Raw genomic sequence first — 21036 nt, 5'->3', positions numbered from 1 at the left:
AATACATCGGGCACGGCCGGATCATCCCGCCGTCCGTCGGCAACTCGCCGCGGACAGCACGATGAGGGCGGTGAGGAGGCCAACGATCCATGACTGGCGGCGGTAGATGTGAGCTTTCGCCTCGCCCCCTGGGCACCTCGCCTGACAGAGAGGCCGGCATGAGACCGATGGACGAGGTCTGAGGAAGCCGGGCCTCAGATACGCAGCTGCGACCGAGTCGGCTCCTCGACCAGGCGTCCCGGCCCCCTCGGCCGCGATCAGCATGGCGCAATTTCCCCAAAGGTGGCAGTCATGGCATCACTAGCCGACCGGAATGCGTACCGCGAAAAGATCATGCAGGCGCTGTACGAGGCCACTGAAGGCAACCGCCTTCTGGGTGTCACCGGAGCGAAGCTGCTCCAGGAATTCGCGATCTCCGAAGAGGATCTGGCGGCCGCCTGCGCCTATCTGATGGGCGAGGGCTTGATCACGGTCGACTGGGCCTCGGGCAATACGCCGGACATGGTCACGCTGACGCACCAAGGCATTCGACGCATGGAGGCTGAAGAAGAAAAGCACGGGTGACGCAATGCTCAGGCGCCGTCCGGACCGTTCGACTGCCACATCGTCTGTAAAACCAAGGGATGCGGGCGGACGAGGAAGTCACGGTCCCGATCTCACTTGCGGGACCCGGATGAGACGGCACGAGGAATCTGTCCAGTGGACGGGAGCGCGTGCCCTTACCGGCGGAGTTTCGGAGGATCAACCCATCCGGCCGTCAGTGCTCGGGCTGTGCGAGGGGTACCGGTTAACCATGGCTGGCACCTTCACAACCCGCACGATCAACATCACAACCGGCTCCACTGAGACCCTGCACGACCTGACGAACGCATGCTCCGCGTTCCTCCGGGAGGCTGCTCACGGGCGAAACGGACTGCTGAACATCTTCACCCGCCACGCGACGTCCGGCCTGGCCATCATCGAGACCGGCGCGGGCAGCGACGATGACCTTCTGGCGGCCCTCCGCGACATCTTTTCCGCGGACGACCGCTCGCAAGACCGCCCCGGCAGTCCTGGCCTCAGCAGCGCCCCCATGCTCCCGGCTCTGGTCCCACCACACGCCACGTTGCCCGTGGTCGACGGTGAGCTTGAACTGGGGGCCTCGCAGTCCGTCGTGCTGGTGAGCACCGACCGGGTCAGCCCGGAACGCCAAGTCCGGCTGTCATTCCTCAGCTGACCACCCGCCCCTGCACCTGGTCTTCGTTCCCTTTGACGAGGCGATTCTCCGGCCGGCCACCCCAAGATCTCCTGTGCCGTTCGCTCCGTCGCTCCGGATCGGTCCGGCGGGCCCTAACGGGAGTAGGCTGAAGCTACCGAGGGCACTCCGTACACCAGCTTCCATGCTCGTGTCGTTTTCGGCGATTCACGACACCGGGCCGGTTGCGGTCGGCCCGGGGCAGGGTCCGCGTCATGACCACGACCATTCGGTGTCCGCCTGCGGTCGAAGACCGGACCGCCGCTTCGCTGCCCCTCCGACTCATGCTGGCGCCGGCCGGTACAGCTCCAGCTCTGCTGGACGGTGCGTGGTGGCCCCGCTCCCGTGACCTCACGACGGAACTGCCCGCACTGATGGCCGTCCTCGACCCGCTGTGGGGGCGGATCACCCACGTCACGGTGAACCCCACGTTCTGGCCGGTCATCCCACGGAAGGTGCCCGTCGACGGGCATGTGGTGGGTGTCGGCTGGTTCAAGGCCGAGCAAGATCCCCACAAGCTGCTGCTGCTCTCCTACACCGTCGGCCGCTGGGACCTCCTGGTGATCCCGCCGGAGACCAGCCCCGCCACGGCCGCCCGGCTCATGGCCGAGGCCGCCGATCCGCTGGGCGCCCTCACCGCGAGCGCCCTGATGGACGAAGCGGAGCAACGCCGGCTCGCGGAGGAGATGGAACTGTCCCTGGTTTCGGTCTGGGACTCCGAAGGTGGCCATGGCGCAAGGCTGCCGACCTCACGTTCCCCCGCCCAAGCAGTCATTGCTCAGGTACCAGAGGCGACGAAAGGTATCTGAGTATCGTGTCAGTCATCGCGAGTGTGACGTCGATCCTGCAGCCCGCTCCGGAGGAAAACCCCGGACCAACAGCCTGGGGCTTTCTCTTCTCCGGATCTTTCCACCGCATGCCGTTCAGCCAGGTGCCCTGAAGGAGTCTGACACGCCGCCACTGGCTCAATGAGCCCTTTGGCCCGGTTGGCTGGGTCACGCTGTGCGAGTCGATCACGGTGGTTTCAGGAGCCCGTGTGCACAGTCGCATGAGGGGGGCCTGCCGGTGGGTCCTTGCGCGGCCGGCGGCCGCCGAGCAGGGCGTGAACTTGTGCTCCAGATCCTCACCGAGCGGGAGGAGCCGAAGGGCCGCAGCGGACTCGAACACTCCGACCGTGGAGTGCGGCAGGGCCTCGTTGCTTCCCGTCTGCGCTCAGTCATTCGCGGACCGGCTCACCTTCCCCTCGCCTCATCGAGACCCGCACACAGTGCTACCGGAGCCAAGCCACCGAAGTCGAACGCCAGGCCTCCCGGTGACTGACCCATTGGAGACGGCCGGCCCGACGGGTGAAGTCGCAATGAGGCTGCTGGTGAAAGGGCATGGGTATGGCGGCAGGTGAGCAGCAGGCGGGCAAGGGCGCAGTGGACCGCTCGGAAGGGTTCGGCGAGCGACTGCTGGGAGTGCTGCTGGATCGGGCGCACGAGATGCCGCCGCAGTTGATCGCCCCGCTGATCGCGGAAGAGGTGGCCACGGTCGGCGGCCGTCACGTCTCGATCCTCCTCCAGGACTATGCGCAGCTGCTGCTGGCGCCCCTGCCAGGCAGGGGGCTGATCGTCGGCCGGCCCGAGCTGATCGGTGACTCGCACGCGGGCGCGGCCTTCCTGTACGGGGCCCCTGTCGAGGTACCGCAGGACGACGGCGTTCGGATGTATCTGCCGTTGCTGGACGGCAGCGACCAGGTGGGCGTGCTGGCCCTCACCCTGAACACCGTCGATGACGATGACCGGCGCTTGTTGCGCAGGCTCGCCGGCCTCGTCGCCGACATGCTGGTCACCAAGCACAGCTACACCGACCAGTTCTTCCTCGCCCGGCGCCGCGAACCGATGAGCTTGGCCGCGGAGATCCAGTGGTCCCTGCTACCGCCGCTGGCGATGTCCGTCCCGCAGGTCGCGGTGGCGGGAATCCTGGAGCCCGCCTACAACGTCGCCGGCGACAGCTTCGACTACGCCCTCAACGAGGACATCCTGCACGTGTCCATGGTCGATGCGATGGGCCACGGCCTTGATGCCGCCACCATGGCGACCGTCGCCATCGGCGCCTACCGGCACGCCAGACGCGCCGAAGTCGGCCTGTCCGAGATCTACGCGTTCATGGACCGGGCCATCGCCGAGCAATTCGGGCCCGACCACTTCGTCACCGCGCAGATGATGCGCCTCAACATCACAACGGGCCACCTGCAGTGGGTCAACGCGGGCCACCCCGCACCGCTGCTGATCCGCAACGGCCAGGTTGTCCGGCAGCTGGAGAGCCCGACCACCTTGCCGGTCGGCTTCGGTGGTGAAGAGCCCCAGATCAGCGAGCAGTTGCTCCAACGCGGCGACCGGGTGCTGTGCTTCACCGACGGCCTGATCGAGGAGCACGAAGCCGGCGAGGAGCAGTTCGGTGAGGAACAACTCATCCACTGGGTCAACCGCATCGAGCACACAGAGAAGGGAGTGCGGGCGGTGGTGCGCTCGCTCTCCCACACCCTGAAACAGGAGCGGGGCGGGAGCACCAGCGACGATGCGACCCTCTTCCTGATCGAGTGGCGCGGGGGCGCCGCCGATCACCTCGCCGTCCTGGAGTGAGCCGACAGCCACACCACCATGCCGCGGAGCACCGCACATCGCAATCTGCCCTGAACCACGCATAACAGCGTCAAGGCCATGACCGACGACGCCGTGCGGCCAGGCTCCACCACCTGAAAAGCCCTACGCGCAGCCCAGATCGAGCGACACCACAGCCGCCGCGAACGACCGTGCCCCATCCGTGCCCTGCAGCCCGGTCAACACCGGTCACGAGGGGCACGACGGGACACCACCGGACGATGCAGGCAAGCAGCATTTCCCCAGGTCAGCGCCGAATGATCGTCCCGGGCCCTGTTGATTCCCAAGCTCAGAGCGCGGGTTCGATTCCCGTCACCCGCTCCATAGTTGAGGCCCAGGTCAGCGACCTGGGCCTTGTTTGTTGCCTGGACCACTTCAGGCGTCCCGCACCAGATCCGTACCAGAAGGCAGCTGGTCTTCCAGCGGCGCGAGGGTGCTGGCCTCGGTCGGCGCGGCACCGGCCAGCGGGTTGATAAAGACCGCCGCCGCAGCCGGCACGCCGCCCGCAGCCACGCCCAGCAGGCCGAAGCCGCCCAGCGCGCCGCTGACCACTTGGGCGCCTCCCGCCAGGCCACCGCCGCACCTCACCGCCGCGTCGAAGCAGTCTGTCGACGCTCGGCCATCACGGCCTCGCTCCGGCCCATTGGGCCTGGCTTCCCTCAATCGCCAGCGGCGACAGGGCACTTGCCGAGCAGCAGCATCGCCCACCCGCTAACTGCCCCACACCTGGAGGGATGGCGGGAAGCATCCTGGGGCTGCCGCAAGGGCGCGTTGGTGCAGTGCGCGCGCCCCGTGGCAATTCACGCCACTTGGGGGAGGGAGTTTGCGACTAATTACGGTCTGTTACCGTACTATAACCCTAAATGAGCCCATGGCTGGATCGGAGGGGCGCACACACGGGCGACTCCGAGGCAGCGCGGCGCGTTTTCGGCATGATCAAGGCGGGTTCCGCGTGCGCCGGGGGCCGCTGTGCTGCGGGGGTCGACGGTGTCAAGGCCACACTCCACGCCAGGAAGCAGGTCCATGGGAACGTCATTCTGCTCCTCGAAGTGACCCGAGTTCGTACAGCCGCGCCTTCGCCCGGGCGATGTGGAATGGCCGGATACGCAACGGCTGGTTGCGTTGCTCCGGCACCCCCGCCAATCTATGGGCATGTCAGGGACGGCGCGTATTTACGGGATTACCGGCGAAGCCTATTCCGTGGCGGTCAACAGGCCATAAGTACTCTGCTCGTTGATGCATGGACGGTATGCGGAGCTGGTATGTATCACGGCCGCGGCCGTGCTGAGCAGGTCGATCGGTCGGTGTACGGAATGCGGCGCTCTCGTTTCTTGTCTGACCGGTCGGAGTCTTCCCGGTGTGCAGTTCCCGTGCGACGGGGCGAGTCCGCTCGCCGTTGAGCCGCCTCTCGTCCGGGGAACGGGAAGAATTCGTGTTCGAGCCACTCGTCATATATCGCCGTATGCCCGTGGCGGCATGTGGAATTCCGCGGCGAAGCCGCCCACTCACCATTCGCGACAGGGGGCTCTTTTGAGAAGAACGACGAAAGGCGTGTCACGGGCCGGGTTCGGCCTCGGTGCCGCGCTGGCCCTACTGACCTCGTTGGTGCCGGCGCCGGCGTTCGCCGCCGAGCCCGGCACACTGACGGTCAGCGTCATCCGCGACGTCAACGCCGACGGCAGGCACACGGCGGCCCGTGAACCAGGGGTGGCCGGGATCCAGGTCCGGGTCACCGACCCCGACGACAACAGCTTCATTGTCACCACCGGTCCGAACGGCACCATCCAGGTGCCCACTGCGGGGACCGAAGGACAGTTCAAGCTGGAGCTGGTGACCAGCAGCCTCCCGGACTATCTCCAGCCCGCCTTCGGCGGCAGGGACCTGTCCACCGCGCTCACCTTCGTCAACGTGGCCGAGCACTCGCAGACGGTGCGGTTCGGGGTGTGGAACCCGGCGGACTACTGCCAGGTCAATGCCGACCTGACGACCTCCTGTCAGCAGGACATGCTCAAGCCCGACACCTCCCGCGGCCTGGTGACCTTCAAGGACAACTGGCGCGGCAACAGCAACGCCGGTGCACCCCGGCCCACCACCCTCAACACCAAGGGCGACACGGGCGCGACCTACGGCCTGGCGTACGACAAGAAGGAGCGGCGCATCTTCCAGGGCGCCTACGCCAAACGCGCCACCACCTACGGACCGGACGGGCCAGGCGCGATCTACGTGACGCCGCGCGGCGGCGGTGCCACCACCACCTTCGCCACCCTGACCGCCGGCAGCACCCAGCACAACACCAACACCGCCCGCTACGACGGCGACTTCATCGGCGCCGTCGGCAAGGAGGGGCTCGGGGACCTCGACATCTCCGAGAAGGGCGACGAGCTGTACGTCGTCAACATGTACGACCGCACGCTCTCCACCTTCGATGCGACCCAGTCGACCGCGAGCGCGCCGGAGTCGAGCATCGACATCCCCAACCCGGGCTGCAACGGTCCCGCCGACTGGCGCCCGATGGGCCTCGGGGTGCGCGACGGTGTGGTGTACGTCGGCGGGGTGTGCTCGGCGCAGTCCACTCAGGACGCCGACGACCTGCGGGCCGTGGTGTGGACGTACAACCCCACGACACAGACGTTCTCCACCGCGCCGGTGCTGGACCAGAGGCTGGACCAGGCGCGCGGAAACCTGACCACGGGCATCTCCGCCAAGTGGACGCCCTGGACGCTGGACGACCCGAACCAGTACCCGGCGGCCGTCAACGGCACCCCCGCCCGCCCGCAGCCGATGCTCAGTGACATCGTCGTCGAGGCCAACGGCGACCTGGCACTGGGCTTCCGCGACCGTCAGGGCGACCTGGGCGGCTTCCAAATGATCAACCCCAACCCCGCGTATCCCAACCTGGAGACCACCGCCTCGGCCGGCGACATCAACAAGGCGTGCCGCACCGCCGCGGGCACCTTCGTGTGGGAAGGCACCGGCGGCTGCCCGACCAACACGGGCGACGGCGCCAACGAGTTCTACTACGGCGACAACTGGGCCGGCCACGGCGAACGGGCACAGGGCGCGCTGGCCCTCAACCCACAGGACGGCAGGATTGCCAGTACCTACATGGATCCCGCGCACGCGATCAATTCCGGAGGGGTGAACTGGCACGACCGCACCAGCGGCGCCGCCGACAACCAGGGCTACGGCATCCAGTACCTCAATGATCCCGACAGCGGCAGCTTCGCCAAGGCCAACGGCCTGGGCGACCTGGAGTACCTGTGCGACCAGCCGCCGATCCAGATCGGCAACCGCGTCTGGTACGACCCGCAACCCGGCACCCAGAACCCCGATGAATGGGCAGGCATCCCCGGCGTCACCGTCACCCTCCTGTCCGAGGACGGCGACACGCTCGCCACCACCACGACCGACGCCAAGGGCGAGTACTACTTCAGCTCGCTTCACGTGCCCGCGCTGACCGCATACGGCAAGTACAAGCTCCGGTTCGACAAGAGCACCGCGGACCTGACCAACGTGCCCGTCGGACGGCCCAACCCACAGAACAGCAAGCTGCGGTGGTCCAACGCGTGCGAGGACGACAGCAACTGCGACTCGACGATCGACTCCAAGCCGAAGTTCAACCGGAACTCCGACAGCACCGCGGAGACCGATGAGTTCCGCGTCGGTGACTGGGGCTCGGTCAAGCACAACCTCGACGCGGGTATGTACTACTCCCGCTGAGCATGACGCACCCGTTCCGCAGCGGTGCGCCCTCACACCTCGAGGGCGCACCGCCCACGTGTCATCCGGCCAACATGCCTGTCCCCAAGGGGCGTTCGTCCTCAAAGCCTGGCAGGACCAGGAAGGTGCCGGAGGCCGTAGCCGTGGTGAAGGCCATCAAGTCATCGCCCTCGTCGAGCCGCTGCTGGGTGGCGACGAACGTACGGAGTTCGCGTTGGAAGCTGATGAAGACCAGACCGGCGTCGTCCGGTCCGTTGCGGTAGCTGTAGCCGCGGCGCAGCATCAGTCCGCTGCCGGAGGTGAGCGGGTTGGCACGACGGGCGTGTGCCATGGGCGGTACCAGATAGCGGCCATCGGGAGTCTTGGCACCCAGGTCCACCTCGGCCTCGGGGCGGCCACCGCTCAGCGGCGCCCCGTCGGAGCGCCGCCGGCCGATGATCTCCTCCTGACGGTGCACGGGCTGCGCCAGGAAGCGGTCGGCGCCGATGCGCAGCCGGCGCACCACGGCGATCGTGCCGCCGGCCACCGGCGCCGGGCCGTCGAGCCACACCTCGCGCCGCATCTGCCCGGGCCCCTTGGGCACGATGATGCCGTCGGGAAAGCCGAGGAGATTGCGCCCGGCGTGCGGTCCGGCCGGGGGCCGGAACCCCTGCTGCGACCAGCGCACGCGCGCCCCCGCGTCGGTCAGCGCCGCGGTGCAGGCCGCCTCCGCGCAGCTGACCACCAGTGGGTCCGAGCCGCAGATCTGGAGCAGTACGTCGCCTTGGCGGGCCGCCTCGGGGATCTCCTCGCGGGCGAAGGCAGGCAGCCGTGCCGCGCCGGGCAGGTTGCGCCCTGCGCCGGAGACGAGGCGGGGCCCGATGCCGACCGTCACGGTCACATCGCCCGGGGCCAGACCGGCCATACGGGGATGGTTGCCCGTGGTTACCCGCTGCACGGACCGGCCCAGGTCTGCGATGGCCTTGGACACTTCGACGCCCTCGTGGGCCGGGGCGAGGTCGAGCACCACGACACCGAGGTGTTCCTGTGGCGTGCCAGGTCTGTCAACGCCCGCTTGTGTGGGCCCTGTTGGCCTCACCGGCGACAGTGGGTGGGGAGCGTCACCACCGGGCTTCTGTTCAGGGCGAAGGTCCTCGGCCTGGCAGGCCGCCAGAGAGGACACCGCGGCCAGCGCACCCCCCATGAGCAGCCCCCTGCGGGGTACGCCACGTAACTGATCCATTACTCCATCTTGCCAGTATTGAGGGGCAATTGTCAGCAATTCTCCCCATGCTGCCGTTCGAGAAACCGCTGAAGGGGAATCGTGTTCCGAGGCCGCATCACCCTGTTCATCTGCCTGATCGGCATGCTTCTCGCGGCGGGGGGTTGTGCACCGTCCGACGAGGAAGATGGCGCCGCCAAGGCCCCTGCGCCACAGACCATCCGGGTGCCGCAGGACGCCCGTACGATCAGCGCGGCCGTCGGACGCGCCCGGCCCGGTGACCTGGTCCTGGTCTCGCCCGGCGTCTACCACGAGACCGTGCGGATCCCCGCCGACCGCATCGTGCTGCGCGGCACCGACCGCAACCGCGTGATCATCGACGGGCAGGGCCGGCGGCACAACGGCATCGTGGTGACCGGCTCCGGCGTGGCGGTGGAGAACCTCACCGTCCGCGACCACCTGCTCAACGGCGTGCTGGTGACCGGCATGGCTCAGGACGGGCAGGGCCTGGCCCGCGGCAGCAACGGATACGAGCACCTGGACCCCGAGAAGTTCCCGCCGCTGCAAGGCTTCCGGGTCAGCTATGTGACCTCCGCCCACAACGGCCTCTACGGCATCTACGCCTTCAACGCGCAGAACGGGCGGCTGGACCACGATCACACCTCCGGCGGGGCCGATTCGGGCTTGTACGTCGGCCAGTGCAGGCCGTGCAACGTCGTGGTGAGCGACAACGTCGCCGAGTACAACGCCGTCGGCTACGAGGGCACCAACGCCAGCGAGAAGATGTGGGTACTGCGCAACCGCTTCACCCACAACCGCGTGGGAATGACCGTCAACTCCGACTATCTGGAAGCGTTCGTGCCTCAGCACGGCGCCGTCGTGGCGGGCAATCTCGTCGCCGACAACGCCGAGCCGAAGACGCCCCAGCAGGCCGACGGCGGCTTCGGCATCGGCATCGGCATCGCGGGCGGCCAGCGCAACTCCGTGCGCAACAACTGGATCGAGGGGAACCCGCGCGCCGGACTGGTCCTCATGTCCGCCGAGGACGTCCCGCCGACCGGCAACGCGATCACCGCGAACACCTTCCACAGCAATGGAGTCGATGCCGTGTACGCGGCCAGCGATCGCGCCCCCGGCAGGGGCAACTGCCTCACGGACAACGCCCTGTCCACCACGGCCCCCAAGGACCTCGCCACCCAGCCGCAGTGCTCCACCGACGCCCACGGCCCGGTGATGACGTCCGCGGCACCGCTCACGCGGCCGGCCGCACCCGCCGGTATCCCCTTCCGTAGGGTGCCCGAGCCCCCGAACCAGCCTCAGATGCCCGGCGGCGCCACCGCCCCGGTACGCGCCGCCACCGGCCTGCCCGGTCCCGTCGACGCGGACCGCGTCCCCCTGCCGGGTCGCGATCTGCTCGCCGCCCACAGCCGGAGCGGCTCGTGATGCGGCGCCGTGACCTGCTCGCCACGGGCGCGGCCGGACTCGCCCTCGTCCTGACCGCATGCGGCGGAGGCGACGGCCGGGGCGAGCGGGCGGCAGGGGGCCCGCGTCCGCTCACCACATCCGAGGCCGAGCTGCTGTCCACCGTACGATTCCTCAACTACCAGCGCGTACGCGGCCAGATCCGTGCCGCCGTCCCCGCCGCCGGACGCACCGTGCAACTCACCGGCCGCGTCGACTGGAACACACACACCGGCTACGCCCGCGTCCTCGTCCCCGGACAGCGCCAGAACATCCTCGTGCGCTGGGACGTCCGCAGCGCCTGGCTCCACCCCACCGCCAACGGCCGACTGCCTGCCAGGCCACCACGCTCCGGCTGGCAGCACCGCCCCCTCGATCCCCGCACCAACCCCATCGACGCCGTACTGCTGCTGGCTCTCTCCCTGGGCACGGACCGCCCGGAGAACGCCCAACTGCTGCGCCAGGGAGGCGCGAGCCGGCTGCGCAGCGAACGGCTGAACGGCACCCCCGTCACCGTCATCGCCGGCCCCAGGCCGCCCGACTCCCGCGACACCGCCCCGCCCGCACCGGGCACCGCCACCGGATCCGACGAACGCCGCACCCGCTACTGGATCGACGCCGACGGGCGCCTGCACCGCTTCGCCGCCCTGGTCGCCGGCGGCAAGTGGGCCACCCTCGACTTCCCGCAGGGTGACGCCGCGCCGGTCCCCACCGTCCGCTGAGGCAGCCTGTACCCACACGGTGGTCTGATGGGCGTCTCGGACGTCCTCCACGCCGCGTCCGCCGGGCAGTTGGACGCGCATGGTGCAGCGGATGCTGCGCCCGCTGGTGCAGGGAGCGACCAGTGCCCCGATCGTGCCCACAGGAGCGGTAGACCACGGTCCATGATGGTCCGACCGTGCTGCTCCGCCACCGGCACGTCAGATGGGCCCCTCCCCGGCCGCCTGCGTCTCGGCGGTCGTGAAGATCCGGTCCAGGTGGTGATGCAGTACCGCGATGGCCGACTCCGGGCTCCGCTGGCCCACGAGGATGCTGGTGCCCATGGTCGCCGCCATTGCCAGCAGGCTGATCGCCTCCGTGCGCGCGGCGATACCGGGATCGGCCAGACCTGACGCCTGGGCCTGTTCGAGCAGCCCGGTCAGGGCGTTCTCCGCGGCGTCGGGGTTGTCGATGAAGGGCTGGGCGGCCAGCGCCTCGTCGGTCACGGACAGGATCGAGTAGGAGCTGTAGAGGAGGTGGAAGGTGCGGCTCTCCTCGTCGGTCGGGAGAGAGGCCAGCAGCAGCGCCTCGATGGTCGCGCGGGGGCCCGGGTTCGGACCGGCGGCGCGGAGGCGGGCGCCCACCCGCGCGGTGAAGCGGTCGGTCAGGTGCTGGAGCCCGTAGAAGAGCAGCTTCTCCTTGGTCTCGAAGTAGTACTGCACGAGCCGGAGTGACACGCCGGCCTCTGCGGCCACGTCGCGCATGCCGACGGCGTGCAGTCCTCGACGCCCCGCGACCTGGATGAGCGCCTCGGCGATCTGGGCGCGCCGTTCCTCGTGGTTCACGCGCTTCGGCATGTGCTGGTGTCTCCGCCCGTCGGTATGGGGTGTGCGGTCCGGCTCCCCCCGCACCTCTTTATGGTACCGCCGTATCATTGTCATGGTACGGTCGTATCACGACGACCGGATCTTCCCGGAGGTGCCCGTGCCCGAGAACACGAACCGTGTGCGCCGCGACGTCGGCCGCTACGTCAACGACACCCTGCGCGACCGCTACTTCGCCGCCTGCGACGCCGTCTACGCGAAGGGCGCAGCCGCACGTTCCGAGACGGACGTCGAGACCAGCTTCGGCACCACGCACGTCTACCGGTACGGCCCCACGGACCCGGCAGCCGAGTCCCGCACTCCGGTGGTCCTCATCCAAGGCGCGGGCTACTGCTCGGCGATGTGGTACCCCAACACCCCCGCGCTCAGCGCCGAACGGCCCGTCTACGCGCTCGACACCCCCGGCGACGCCGGGCGCAGCGTCCACCGCGAGCCCATGTGGCAGCCCGCGCGTGCCGCGCAGTGGATGGACGAGGCCCTCGAGGCGCTCGGCCTCGACCAGGTCCACCTCGTCGGCTCGTCCTACGGCGGCTGGCTGGTGCTCAACCAGGCGCACCGCCGGCCCGGGCGGCTCGCCTCGGTCACCGCCCTCGACCCGGGCGGCCTGGAGAAGGTGGGCCTGCGCTTCTTCGCCTGGGTCTTCGTGAGCCTCTTCGCCAGCTTCGCCCCCAAAGCGCTGCGCCCGCGCCTCGCCTCCTGGCTGGAGCAGCCGGTCATCGCCGTTCCCGAGGTGCGGAAGTGGATCCAGGCGGGCGCCCGCGCGTTCCGGACCCGCCGCCCCGCACCGCTGCCGCTGACCGAGGACGCACTGCGCTCCATCCGGACCCCGCTCTACCTCATCATGGGCAAGCGCAGCCTGCTGGTACACCCGCAGCGGCAGCTGGAGCGGGTGCCGCGCCTGATCCCCGGGGCCCGCGCCGAGATCATCGCCGCGACCGGCCACGGACCGCAGATCGACCACCCCGACATCGTCAACGCCCGGATGCTGAGCTTCATGGAGGACGTCGACTCCCTCGACCCCGCCGCGGTCGACGCGTAGGGCCTGCGGCGGGGAACACCGGCACCGGCTTGGCGGCTGAGGGCCGCGATGGCCACCGGTGTACTCAGCCTCAGCACCCGGCTGCACGGCCGCACCCAGCAACGGCAGGGGACCTGGGGGCGCCGGCGCGGCGCCGAGACCCACCAACTCGACATCGGCTACCGCGGCGGGCCGCTCTCCGAGGACCGCCGGGAAGACCTGCCGGACGACGCGCTGCGGGCCGGCGACCGCGCCCCCGACGCGCTCTGCACGGAGGCGGACGGGCGGTCGCTCCGGCTCTTCGACGCCTTCCGCGGACCACACTTTGAGCTTCGCGGTGTGCCCGTCAGCACATATAGCCGGACGTGGTCAGAGCCGGCGCACCCGTCCGGCGATCAGGTGTCCGGCGAGCAGATAGAGCGCGGCAGGCAGGGCGTAGTTGAGGACCACGCGCAGGCCCTGGGTGCCCACGGTGAAGATGTCCCGCGCCCACCAGCCGAGCGAATCCGCCATGCCCCTCACGAACTGGACGAAGACATTGCCCTGGTTCGCGTCGAGCAGGTAGAGCAGGATCCAGAGCCCCAGGAACGCGGCGGCCACGTCGGCGATCGTGTGGATGATCAAGGCCGTCCGCTGGGCGGCGGTACCGCCACGGCCGCCCTTGTACCGATCATCTACGGGCAGGGACTGGGGCATGTGGCTCATGGGAGTCGCATTCCGGCTTACGCAGCGCATCGACGACAGGGGAGAGCGATCACGGACAGGGCGGCCACCCCCCACAGGAGTCACCCTGACCGTGATCGCACAGCAGGGCGATCTCGCGCCCGTATCCGGTTCTGCGTCGCAGGACGCTGCCGCGTTACCCGGCCGCGCGGTAGGTCCGGTATGCGGAGTGATGTGCGCTGTGCCAGGCGTCCGGTCGTGTGCGTGTGTGACCGCTGGTCAACGGGTGACGTGTGACGCTTTCGGCCGGCGCGCCGCAGTGGGTGGTGCCGATCCATTTCGGCCGCGCGGTGCCTTGATGTTGCGGTCCCCCCGCTTCAAGTTGCCGCGCGCGGCGCGGGCGGTCCCCCCGGCCGTCCGCGCCCTCGGCCATCAACCGCGAAGTGGCGGCCCGAGGGCAACGATGTGAATGAGCGGTGAAGGGAGTTTCGGAATCATTCAACGGGAAATGCACGGCACCGTGAGTTACCTCAATGACGGCATACCGCAAAATCGCCCATACGGTTCCAGTTCAAACTCTCCCTACCACGGCGGATCAAACTCGCCGAACGGCGGCGATATGACTCCGCTCCCGAATACCGGAGCGCCTGCTCCGCATCCCAGCAATTCGCCCTCGCCGTACCAGCCTGCCCCGGCCGACCCGTACAACGCCGCGCCACCACACACCCCCTACCACACCAGGGAGAGTCGGCGAGGAAACCGGAGAGGAATGGGAGCAGACCGAATCGCCTTGATCATTCACAGCCTCGCGGACGTCGCCGCGGGATTTCTCGGGCTGTGGATCCTGCTGTATCTGCTCGACGCGAATCATGCGAATGTCTTCGTCGACTTCGTCCGCGGTGTGGCCAACTGGCTCGCCGGCTGGTCGCAGGACATCTTCATCATGAAGACGGAAGGGCTGCGTGTGTTCTTCAACTTCGCCCTCCCCGCGCTGGTTTACCTCGCCGTCGGGCACGGAGCAGCTGCCTGGCTGCGACGTCTCTGACCGTGCTTCCGGCGAGCTCAGGGGGCGCAGCCCGTCCCCGTGTCCCCTGAGCACCGAGGCGGATGCGTCCGGCCCGCTTGCCCGAATTCCCGCAATCGGCAGTGGCTGACCGCCCATTCGCCTCTTTGCGCAAGTGCCAGGGCATCGCAGCCGCTTCCCTCGGGCGATGCGCCTCAGCTCGGAAACAGTCCTGCCTGATGCACTTTCAGGCGTGCGTCCGGACCGGCCCCCGCCGGGTTCAGCTCCCTGCCCCCGCTCCCTAGTTGAGGCCCAGGTCGGCGACCTGGGCCTTGTTCGTTGCCCGGGCCGGTCAGCGCGTCCCCCGCTGCTTTCGTCACCGTTCCGCAACAGGCGTGAACCGCCCCGGAAGATGCCCCGTACAGCCCCGTGTGCGCGGCCCCGGTGGCCGCGGCGATACGCAGCGAGGGAAGGAATCGGCATGGCCGGCGGCAACATCCATATCAGCCCGGACGAGATGCGGGAGGCGTCGACCTGGCTTCAGAACCAGAAGGAACTGATGCAGCAGAGCCTCCACGAGGCCAACACCAAGATGGACGAGATGGTCGAGGCGGCCTACGCCACCCCCGGGTCCGAGACCAAGTTCCGCCCGTACTGGGAGGAGTACAAGAACGGGACCGAGAAGGCGATCGAGGGCCTGCAGGGCGTCAGCGAGTTCATCAAGCAGGTCGCCGACGCGTTCGTCGACACCGACGACCAGACGTCCGGCTCCATCGGCTGACGTGCCCCGCCTCGTCCGGCCCCGTCCTCCCGGTGAGGGCGGGGCCGGACGGCCGGAGCAGGAGAGGGGACACCGATGGGTCGCATCAGCGTGCCCGTGCAGGACCTGAAGGACACGGCCAGGGAGCTCCAGAACATCGGGGATCTGATCGGCAATTCCGCGACGCTCTACCACGCCACGGGCGAGTCCGGCTCGTTCAAGAGCGTCGCCGGTGACTCCCGCCTCGCCGAGGCCCTCGACGGGTTCGACAAGGCGTGGGTGGCAGGTCACGAGCGGGTCCACGACAACGTGAAGACGTTCTCCGAGAACACGGACAAGATCTCCGAGAACTTCACGAAGACGGACGACGACACCGCCAACTCGCTGGAGAAATCGAAGAAGGACGCGTGACGGGAGACGTCGTGCGGAAGGGAAAGGCGTCATGACGCAGCCGGTCACGGAGCAGCACGCGGGCGCGCCCGCGGGCTACACACTGAGGTTCCCCGACTCCTGGTGGCATCTCGACCTCGACCCGAGCACCCGGGACGCGTCGATCCGCCGCCGTATCGAGTCCGAGGTGAAGCAGGCCCCGCAGCTGACCCGCGAGCAGGTGGACGCGCTGATCCGCAGTACCCGGCGCACCGCCCGTGAGGCGCACGCGCAGGGCGCGCTGCGGGCGTCGGGGATGCTCAGGATTCTGCGCGCGGGCAGCGGCCCCCTGGTGCTCAGCGCCACGACGGTCGTGCTGCGCATCTCCGTTCCCGAGGATCAGTCGGAGGATCTGGCGGACCTCGTCATGGCGGCCGGCATGCAGCTCGGCACCGCGGCGGAGGGCACCGGACTGCCGCCCGGCGAGGTGGAGTTGGTGGAACTGCCGGGAGTCGGAGCGGCCGGGCGGATCAGCAGGATCGAGGACGTGGACCACCGGGGGACGCCCGTGCCCACCGCGGTGCGGCACACCCTGATCCCGGTGCCGAACAGCCGGGACTATCTGGTGCTCGCCAGCTCCACCCCCAACGTGGATCTGGCCGACCAGTTCTACGACGTCTTCGACGCGATCGCGGAGTCGTTCCGCTTCGAGGACCCGGCCGGCACGTCCGGCGCAGCGGATCCGGCGGCAAAAGCGGCCGGATCAGGCCCCATGGGCGAAGCAGACAAGGGAAAGTGAGGTAGCGGCCATGGCGCGTCCAGCGGTGTCCGAATGGGAATCGGTCTTCGGGTTCTCGGACGACCCGACTCCGGGTGATGCGGAGGTGCTCGGACAGCTCGCACGCAGCTACCGTTCCGTGGCCGACAACGCGGGCGATGCCCTCCCCCTCGTCTCCGGGCTGGAGAACCAGCAGGTGGGCGAGGGCAAGACCATGGACAAGCTCCGGGACAAGCTCGGCGACCTGGCCAAGCAGGTGCGCAAGCTGCACAGTTCCTACGACCAGGCGGCCGGCGCCCTGGACACGTATGTGCACTCACTGCGTGATCAGCAGCGGAATGCCGACCACGCCCTGGAGAAGGGGCGGGAAGCCAAGGAGCGGCTGGCGTCGGCCACCGAGGCGGTGCGGGCGGCCGGTGCCGACATCGGCCGGCTGGACGCGGCCACCCACCCCCCGGACGACATGGACGCGCGGGCGAGCACCCGGCGCGCGCTGGACGAGGCGCACAGCAAGCAGTCCACGGCGCAGGGGCACGCCGATGACGCGCAGGCGGATCTCGACGCCGCCCGCATGCTGGCCGAGGACGCGCGGCAGGTGCGCGAGGAGGACGCCTCCACCGCGGCGCAGAAGCTGGACGACGCGAAGGACGAGTCGGTCGCGGGCTACAGCCTGTGGGACAAGATCAAGAAGGCGTTCAGTACGGCCCTGGGCATCATCAGCGCGGTGCTGGGCGTGCTGGCGATGCTGGTGCCCGGCCTGCAGGGCATCGGAATCGCCCTGACGATCGGCAGTATCGTGGCCGGCGCGGCGTCGTTGGGGATCAACATCTCCACGATGGCGGAGACGGGCGAGTGGAACGTCCTCGAGATCGTGCTCGGCGTCGTGGGACTGGTCGGGGGCGGGGCCGCGGCCCTCAAGGGCCTCGGGGGGATCGGCTCGGCCCTGAAGGGGGTCAAGCCCGCCTCGATCAAGGGCCCCCAGGGCGGCGTTCGCCTCAACAGCCGGGACATCAAGGGCCGTACCTGCAAGACCGACCCGGTCGACGTGGCCAGCGGGGAAATGCTGCTGCAGCAGACCGATCTGGCGCTGCCCGGCGTGCTGCCGCTGCTGGTCTCCCGTACACATCTGTCGACCTACCGCTACGGCCAGTTCTTCGGCCCCTCCTGGGCCTCCACCCTGGACGAGCGCCTGGAGGCCGACGACCGGGGGCGGGTGTCGTGGGCGCGTGACGACGGTTCGATCCTGGCCTACCCGCACCTTCCCACCGCCGGGTCCGACGAGCCGGTGTGGCCCGAGGAAGGCCCCCGCCTACCGCTGACCTGCGCGGAGACCGGCACCACGGGCGGGACCACCTACCGCGTCTCCGATCCCCACACGGGCCTCGTCTGCACCTTCGCGGGCGATCCCGCGGACGACAGCGGCCTGTACTGGCTGACCCGGTGGCACGACCGCAACGGCAACGACGTCACCGTCTCCCGGCTGGCGGACGGCACCCCGACGACGCTGACCCACTCCGGCGGCTACCACGCCACCCTCGAATGCCCCCTCGGCCGCGTCACCCGTCTGACGGTCACCACGCCCGAGGGTCCCGTCGAGGTCATGTCCTACGGCTATGACGACGCCGGGAACCTCACGCACGTCACCAACTCCTCGGGCAAGGCCCTGGAGTTCACCTACGACGACCGGTCGCGCATCACCGCCTGGACGGACCGGAACGACTCCACCTACCGCTACGTCTACGACGACGTCAACCGCGTCACCGAGACCGTCGGCCCCGAGGGCTACCTCTCCTCCCGCTGGAACTACGACCCCGACCGGCGCCGAACGCACTACACCGACGCCTGCGGCGCCACGACCGTCTACCAGCTCAACGACCTGCACCAGGTCACCGCCGAGACCGACCCGCTGGGCCACACCATCACCTCCGAGTGGGACCGCTACGACGCCCTCCTCGCCCGCACCGACCCCCTCGGCAACACCACCCGCTTCGAGTACGACCGGGCCCACAACCCCACCGTCATCGAACTCCCGGACGGCAGCCGGTCCACGGCGACGTACAACGAGCTGAACCTCCCGCTCTCCTCGACCGGCCACGACGGGACGACGTGGCACAGCGAGTACGACGAGCGGGGCAACCTGACGACCGTCACCGCCCCGGACGGCACCACGAACCGCTTCACCCACCACCGCAACGGCGCGATCGCCTCGGCCACCGACCCGGCCGGCGCGGAGGTCGCGTACGAGGTCGACGGCGCGGGTCTCCCCCTGGCGGTCGGCAACCCGGCCGGGCACCGGGCGACGATCGCACGCGACGCGTTCGGCCGCCCCACCACCATCACCGATCCCCTGGGCGCGATCACCCGCGCGGTGTGGACCGTCGAGGGCCACCTGTCGGAGCGCACCGCACCCGACGGCCGAACCGAGCGTCTGACCTGGGACGGCGAGGGCAACTGCCGGAGCCGGACCGACGCCACGGGTGCCACCACCACCTTCGAGTACACCCACTTCGACAAGGTGGCGGCGCAGACCACGCCGGACGGCGTCCGCCACACCTTCGCCTACGACGCCGAGCTCCGCCGTACCCGGATCACCAACCCGCAGGGTCTGACCTGGGACTACACCTATGACCGGGCAGGCAACGCCATAGCGGAGTCCGACTTCGACGACCGCGAAGTGGCCTACGAGCGGGACGGGTTGGGCCGGGTCGTCTCCCACACCACGCCGCTGGGCGAGGAGATCACCTTCCGGTACAACTCCGCCGGCGAACTGGTGGAGAAGAATGCGGCCGGGGCCGTCACCTCGTACGCCTACGACGCGGCCGGAGCTCTCGTCCGGGCCGCCTCCCCCACCTCGACGCTGGAGTTCGAGCGGGACCTCCTGGGCCGGATCGTGGCCGAGACCGTCGACGGACGCACCACCCGTTTCACCTACGACCTCCTCGGCCGCCGCACCTCCCGCACCACCCCCACCGACGCCGTCACCGAACTCACCTACGACGAGAACGGAAACCGCGACACCCTCACCGCCGGCGGGCACCGGCTGAACTTCGCCCACGACGTCCTCGGGCGCGAACTGGAACGCGTATGGGGCACAGCCACCTCGCCCGTGACGGCGACTACCGCGTGGGACCCGTCCGGGCGCTCGGTCGCCCACAGCCTCGCCACACCGGGGCGCACCCTGCGCGCACGGTCCTACACCTACCGGGCCGACGACCGTCTGATCGCCACCGCCGACTCCGCCACGGGCCTGCGCCGGGACATGGAACTCGACCCGGTCGGACGCCCGTTGACGGTCACGTCCGAGGGCTGGACCGAGTCCTACGCCTACGACGGGGCCGGCAACCAGACCGAGGCCGCCTGGCCCGACAGGGCACACCGGGCCGAGGCCCGGGGCGCGCGCACCTACACCGGCACCCGCATCCAGGCGGCGGGAGGGGTGCGCTACGAGCACGACGCCGCGGGCCGCATGGTGCTGCGCCAGAAGCGCCGTCTGTCGAAGAAGCCCGACACCTGGCGCTACGAATGGGACGCCGAGGACCGCCTCACCGCCTGCACGACCCCCGACGGCACCCGCTGGCACTACACGTACGACCCGATGGGGCGGCGCACCGCGAAGTACCGCATGGCCGAGGACGGCCGGTCCGCCGTCGAGGCCGTTCACTTCACCTGGGACGGCACCCGCCTCGCCGAGCAGACGGACACCACCACCGGCGTCACCCTCACCTGGGAGCACGACGGCCACCGCCCCCTCACCCAGCTCGAACGCAAGCCGAAGAGCCAGGGCGCATACGACTCCCGCTTCTTCGCCATCGTCACCGACCTCGTCGGCACCCCCACCGAACTCGTCGACGAACAGGGCGGCATCGCCTGGCGCTCGCGCACCACCATGTGGGGCACCACGGCCCACCATCGCGATGCCACCGCCGTGACGCCCTTCCGCTTCCCCGGGCAGTACGAGGACCCCGAAACCGGCCTCCACTACAACTACCTCCGCCACTACGACCCGGAGAGCGGCCGGTACACCAGCCCCGATCCCCTGGGCCTGGCACCCGCCCCCAACCCGGTGGCGTACGTCGACGATCCGCAGACCTGGTGCGACCCGCTGGGGCTGGCCCCCTGCGACGAGTCGAACATCACCTGGAAGGACGCGAACGGCAAGAACCCGCGGGTGAATTACCTCCCGCTCGATTCGCTCAACCGCCCGACGGGAATGACCGCGAAACTCGACGGGAGCATGATGGGCGGCAAGACCAAGCCCAGTGCCCCGTCCGAGCCGCCGGGGTGGAAGGGGGGCGGGGACTACCACCGCTCCCATCTGCTCGGCGCCCAGCTGGGCGGCTCCAACAAGAGCACGCAGAACTTCGTCACCCTGCACGGTTATGCGAACACGCCGGTCATGCGCGTCTATGAAGGTCAGATACGCAGGGCCGTCGACGCCGGGGAAACGGTGACCTACACCGTGACGCCCAAGTACAAGGGGAACAATCTCCTCCCGGACAGCATGGAACTCAACGTCACGGGGAGCAACGGCTTCCAGTTCACCCACCGCGACACCCAGGCGCTCACAAACAAGGTGTCCTTCTCCAACAAGCCCAAGTAAT

General features: G+C 69.2%; 17 protein-coding genes. 13 read left to right on the top strand and 4 right to left on the bottom strand.

Annotated features, from left to right (window positions below; genetic code table 11):
* Positions 1 to 291: 291 nt before the first annotated feature.
* From OIU81_RS18945 to OIU81_RS18930, 4 genes are all read left to right on the top strand, one after another.
* Entirely contained in the window at positions 292 to 564 is a 273-nt protein-coding gene (locus OIU81_RS18945) for a hypothetical protein (RefSeq protein WP_329149441.1), read from the top strand.
* 229 nt (positions 565 to 793) lie between these two features.
* Positions 794 to 1216 (top strand): YjbQ family protein, encoded by a 423-nt coding sequence (locus OIU81_RS18940; protein WP_329149439.1) that lies wholly within the window; start codon positions 794 to 796, stop codon positions 1214 to 1216.
* Between the two features lie 233 nt (positions 1217 to 1449).
* Positions 1450 to 2043, top strand: coding sequence for a DUF5994 family protein (locus tag OIU81_RS18935; protein ID WP_329149437.1), 594 nt, complete (start codon positions 1450 to 1452; stop codon positions 2041 to 2043).
* A 576-nt stretch (positions 2044 to 2619) separates the two neighbouring features.
* Positions 2620 to 3861: a PP2C family protein-serine/threonine phosphatase gene (locus OIU81_RS18930; RefSeq protein WP_329155223.1), complete on the top strand. Its 1242-nt coding sequence runs from the start codon at positions 2620 to 2622 to the stop codon at positions 3859 to 3861.
* A 393-nt stretch (positions 3862 to 4254) separates the two neighbouring features.
* On the opposite strand, the gene OIU81_RS18925 is transcribed toward OIU81_RS18930, so the two are convergent.
* Positions 4255 to 4431: a hypothetical protein gene (locus OIU81_RS18925; protein WP_329149436.1), complete on the bottom strand. Its 177-nt coding sequence runs from the start codon at positions 4429 to 4431 to the stop codon at positions 4255 to 4257.
* Between the two features lie 999 nt (positions 4432 to 5430).
* On the opposite strand from OIU81_RS18925, the gene OIU81_RS18920 reads away from it, so the two are divergent.
* Positions 5431 to 7599 (top strand): SdrD B-like domain-containing protein, encoded by a 2169-nt coding sequence (locus OIU81_RS18920; RefSeq protein ID WP_329149435.1) that lies wholly within the window; start codon positions 5431 to 5433, stop codon positions 7597 to 7599.
* 61 nt (positions 7600 to 7660) lie between these two features.
* On the opposite strand, the gene OIU81_RS18915 is transcribed toward OIU81_RS18920, so the two are convergent.
* Positions 7661 to 8608 carry a Dyp-type peroxidase gene (locus tag OIU81_RS18915; protein WP_329149432.1) on the bottom strand — a complete coding sequence of 316 codons (948 nt, stop codon included), beginning with the start codon at positions 8606 to 8608 and terminating at the stop codon, positions 7661 to 7663.
* 294 nt (positions 8609 to 8902) lie between these two features.
* Here OIU81_RS18915 and OIU81_RS18910 point away from each other — a divergent pair, with 294 nt between their 5' ends.
* Both OIU81_RS18910 and OIU81_RS18905 read left to right on the top strand, forming a co-directional pair.
* Positions 8903 to 10243 (top strand): right-handed parallel beta-helix repeat-containing protein, encoded by a 1341-nt coding sequence (locus OIU81_RS18910; RefSeq protein WP_329149430.1) that lies wholly within the window; start codon positions 8903 to 8905, stop codon positions 10241 to 10243.
* Positions 10243 to 10983 carry a hypothetical protein gene (locus OIU81_RS18905; RefSeq protein ID WP_329149428.1) on the top strand — a complete coding sequence of 247 codons (741 nt, stop codon included), beginning with the start codon at positions 10243 to 10245 and terminating at the stop codon, positions 10981 to 10983. Before OIU81_RS18910 ends, OIU81_RS18905 begins: the two co-directional genes overlap by 1 nt.
* Before the next feature lie 198 nt (positions 10984 to 11181).
* Here the strand turns inward: OIU81_RS18905 and OIU81_RS18900 are convergent, their stop codons facing one another.
* Positions 11182 to 11817, bottom strand: a complete 636-nt coding sequence (locus tag OIU81_RS18900; protein ID WP_329149427.1) for a TetR/AcrR family transcriptional regulator — start codon at positions 11815 to 11817, stop codon at positions 11182 to 11184.
* Between the two features lie 127 nt (positions 11818 to 11944).
* Here OIU81_RS18900 and OIU81_RS18895 point away from each other — a divergent pair, with 127 nt between their 5' ends.
* Positions 11945 to 12883, top strand: coding sequence for an alpha/beta fold hydrolase (locus OIU81_RS18895; protein ID WP_329155221.1), 939 nt, complete (start codon positions 11945 to 11947; stop codon positions 12881 to 12883).
* Positions 12884 to 13231: 348 nt separating this feature from the next.
* Here OIU81_RS18895 and OIU81_RS18890 read toward each other — a convergent pair whose 3' ends face one another.
* Entirely contained in the window at positions 13232 to 13567 is a 336-nt protein-coding gene (locus OIU81_RS18890; RefSeq protein ID WP_443074887.1) for a hypothetical protein, read from the bottom strand.
* Positions 13568 to 14294: 727 nt separating this feature from the next.
* Here OIU81_RS18890 and OIU81_RS18885 point away from each other — a divergent pair.
* The 5 genes from OIU81_RS18885 (at position 14295) to OIU81_RS18865 (ending at position 21035) form a co-directional block, all read left to right on the top strand.
* Positions 14295 to 14570, top strand: a complete 276-nt coding sequence (locus OIU81_RS18885; protein ID WP_329149423.1) for a hypothetical protein — start codon at positions 14295 to 14297, stop codon at positions 14568 to 14570.
* Positions 14571 to 15009: 439 nt separating this feature from the next.
* On the top strand, positions 15010 to 15309 hold the full coding sequence (locus OIU81_RS18880) for a WXG100 family type VII secretion target (RefSeq protein ID WP_189096586.1): 300 nt from the start codon (positions 15010 to 15012) through the stop codon (positions 15307 to 15309).
* Between the two features lie 75 nt (positions 15310 to 15384).
* Positions 15385 to 15699 carry a hypothetical protein gene (locus OIU81_RS18875; protein ID WP_329149420.1) on the top strand — a complete coding sequence of 105 codons (315 nt, stop codon included), beginning with the start codon at positions 15385 to 15387 and terminating at the stop codon, positions 15697 to 15699.
* A gap of 31 nt (positions 15700 to 15730) precedes the next feature.
* On the top strand, positions 15731 to 16456 hold the full coding sequence (locus OIU81_RS18870; RefSeq protein WP_329149418.1) for a hypothetical protein: 726 nt from the start codon (positions 15731 to 15733) through the stop codon (positions 16454 to 16456).
* A 10-nt stretch (positions 16457 to 16466) separates the two neighbouring features.
* The gene (locus tag OIU81_RS18865) at positions 16467 to 21035 is read left to right on the top strand and encodes a DUF6531 domain-containing protein (RefSeq protein ID WP_329149414.1); all 4569 of its coding nucleotides are present in this window, start codon (positions 16467 to 16469) and stop codon (positions 21033 to 21035) included.
* Position 21036: the final 1 nt, after the last annotated feature.

It is taken from the genome of Streptomyces sp. NBC_01454 (assembly GCF_036227565.1).
Classification (GTDB): domain Bacteria; phylum Actinomycetota; class Actinomycetes; order Streptomycetales; family Streptomycetaceae; genus Streptomyces.
The sequence above is the reverse complement of the archived record's forward strand: the minus strand, read 5'-3'. Positions and strand labels throughout refer to the sequence as shown.

Excerpts from the sequence above, each read along its gene's own strand:
- OIU81_RS18945 (WP_329149441.1), top strand. The coding sequence starts at position 292 with ATGGCATCACTAGCCGACCGGAATGCGTACCGCGAAAAGATCATGCAG.
- OIU81_RS18940 (WP_329149439.1), top strand. The coding sequence starts at position 794 with ATGGCTGGCACCTTCACAACCCGCACGATCAACATCACAACCGGCTCC.
- OIU81_RS18935 (WP_329149437.1), top strand. The coding sequence starts at position 1,450 with ATGACCACGACCATTCGGTGTCCGCCTGCGGTCGAAGACCGGACCGCC.
- OIU81_RS18930 (WP_329155223.1), top strand. The coding sequence starts at position 2,620 with ATGGCGGCAGGTGAGCAGCAGGCGGGCAAGGGCGCAGTGGACCGCTCG.
- OIU81_RS18905 (WP_329149428.1), top strand. The coding sequence starts at position 10,243 with ATGCGGCGCCGTGACCTGCTCGCCACGGGCGCGGCCGGACTCGCCCTC.
- OIU81_RS18900 (WP_329149427.1), bottom strand. The coding sequence starts at position 11,817 with ATGCCGAAGCGCGTGAACCACGAGGAACGGCGCGCCCAGATCGCCGAG.
- OIU81_RS18890 (WP_443074887.1), bottom strand. The coding sequence starts at position 13,567 with ATGAGCCACATGCCCCAGTCCCTGCCCGTAGATGATCGGTACAAGGGC.
- OIU81_RS18885 (WP_329149423.1), top strand. The coding sequence starts at position 14,295 with ATGGGAGCAGACCGAATCGCCTTGATCATTCACAGCCTCGCGGACGTC.
- OIU81_RS18880 (WP_189096586.1), top strand. The coding sequence starts at position 15,010 with ATGGCCGGCGGCAACATCCATATCAGCCCGGACGAGATGCGGGAGGCG.
- OIU81_RS18875 (WP_329149420.1), top strand. The coding sequence starts at position 15,385 with ATGGGTCGCATCAGCGTGCCCGTGCAGGACCTGAAGGACACGGCCAGG.
- OIU81_RS18870 (WP_329149418.1), top strand. The coding sequence starts at position 15,731 with ATGACGCAGCCGGTCACGGAGCAGCACGCGGGCGCGCCCGCGGGCTAC.
- OIU81_RS18865 (WP_329149414.1), top strand. The coding sequence starts at position 16,467 with ATGGCGCGTCCAGCGGTGTCCGAATGGGAATCGGTCTTCGGGTTCTCG.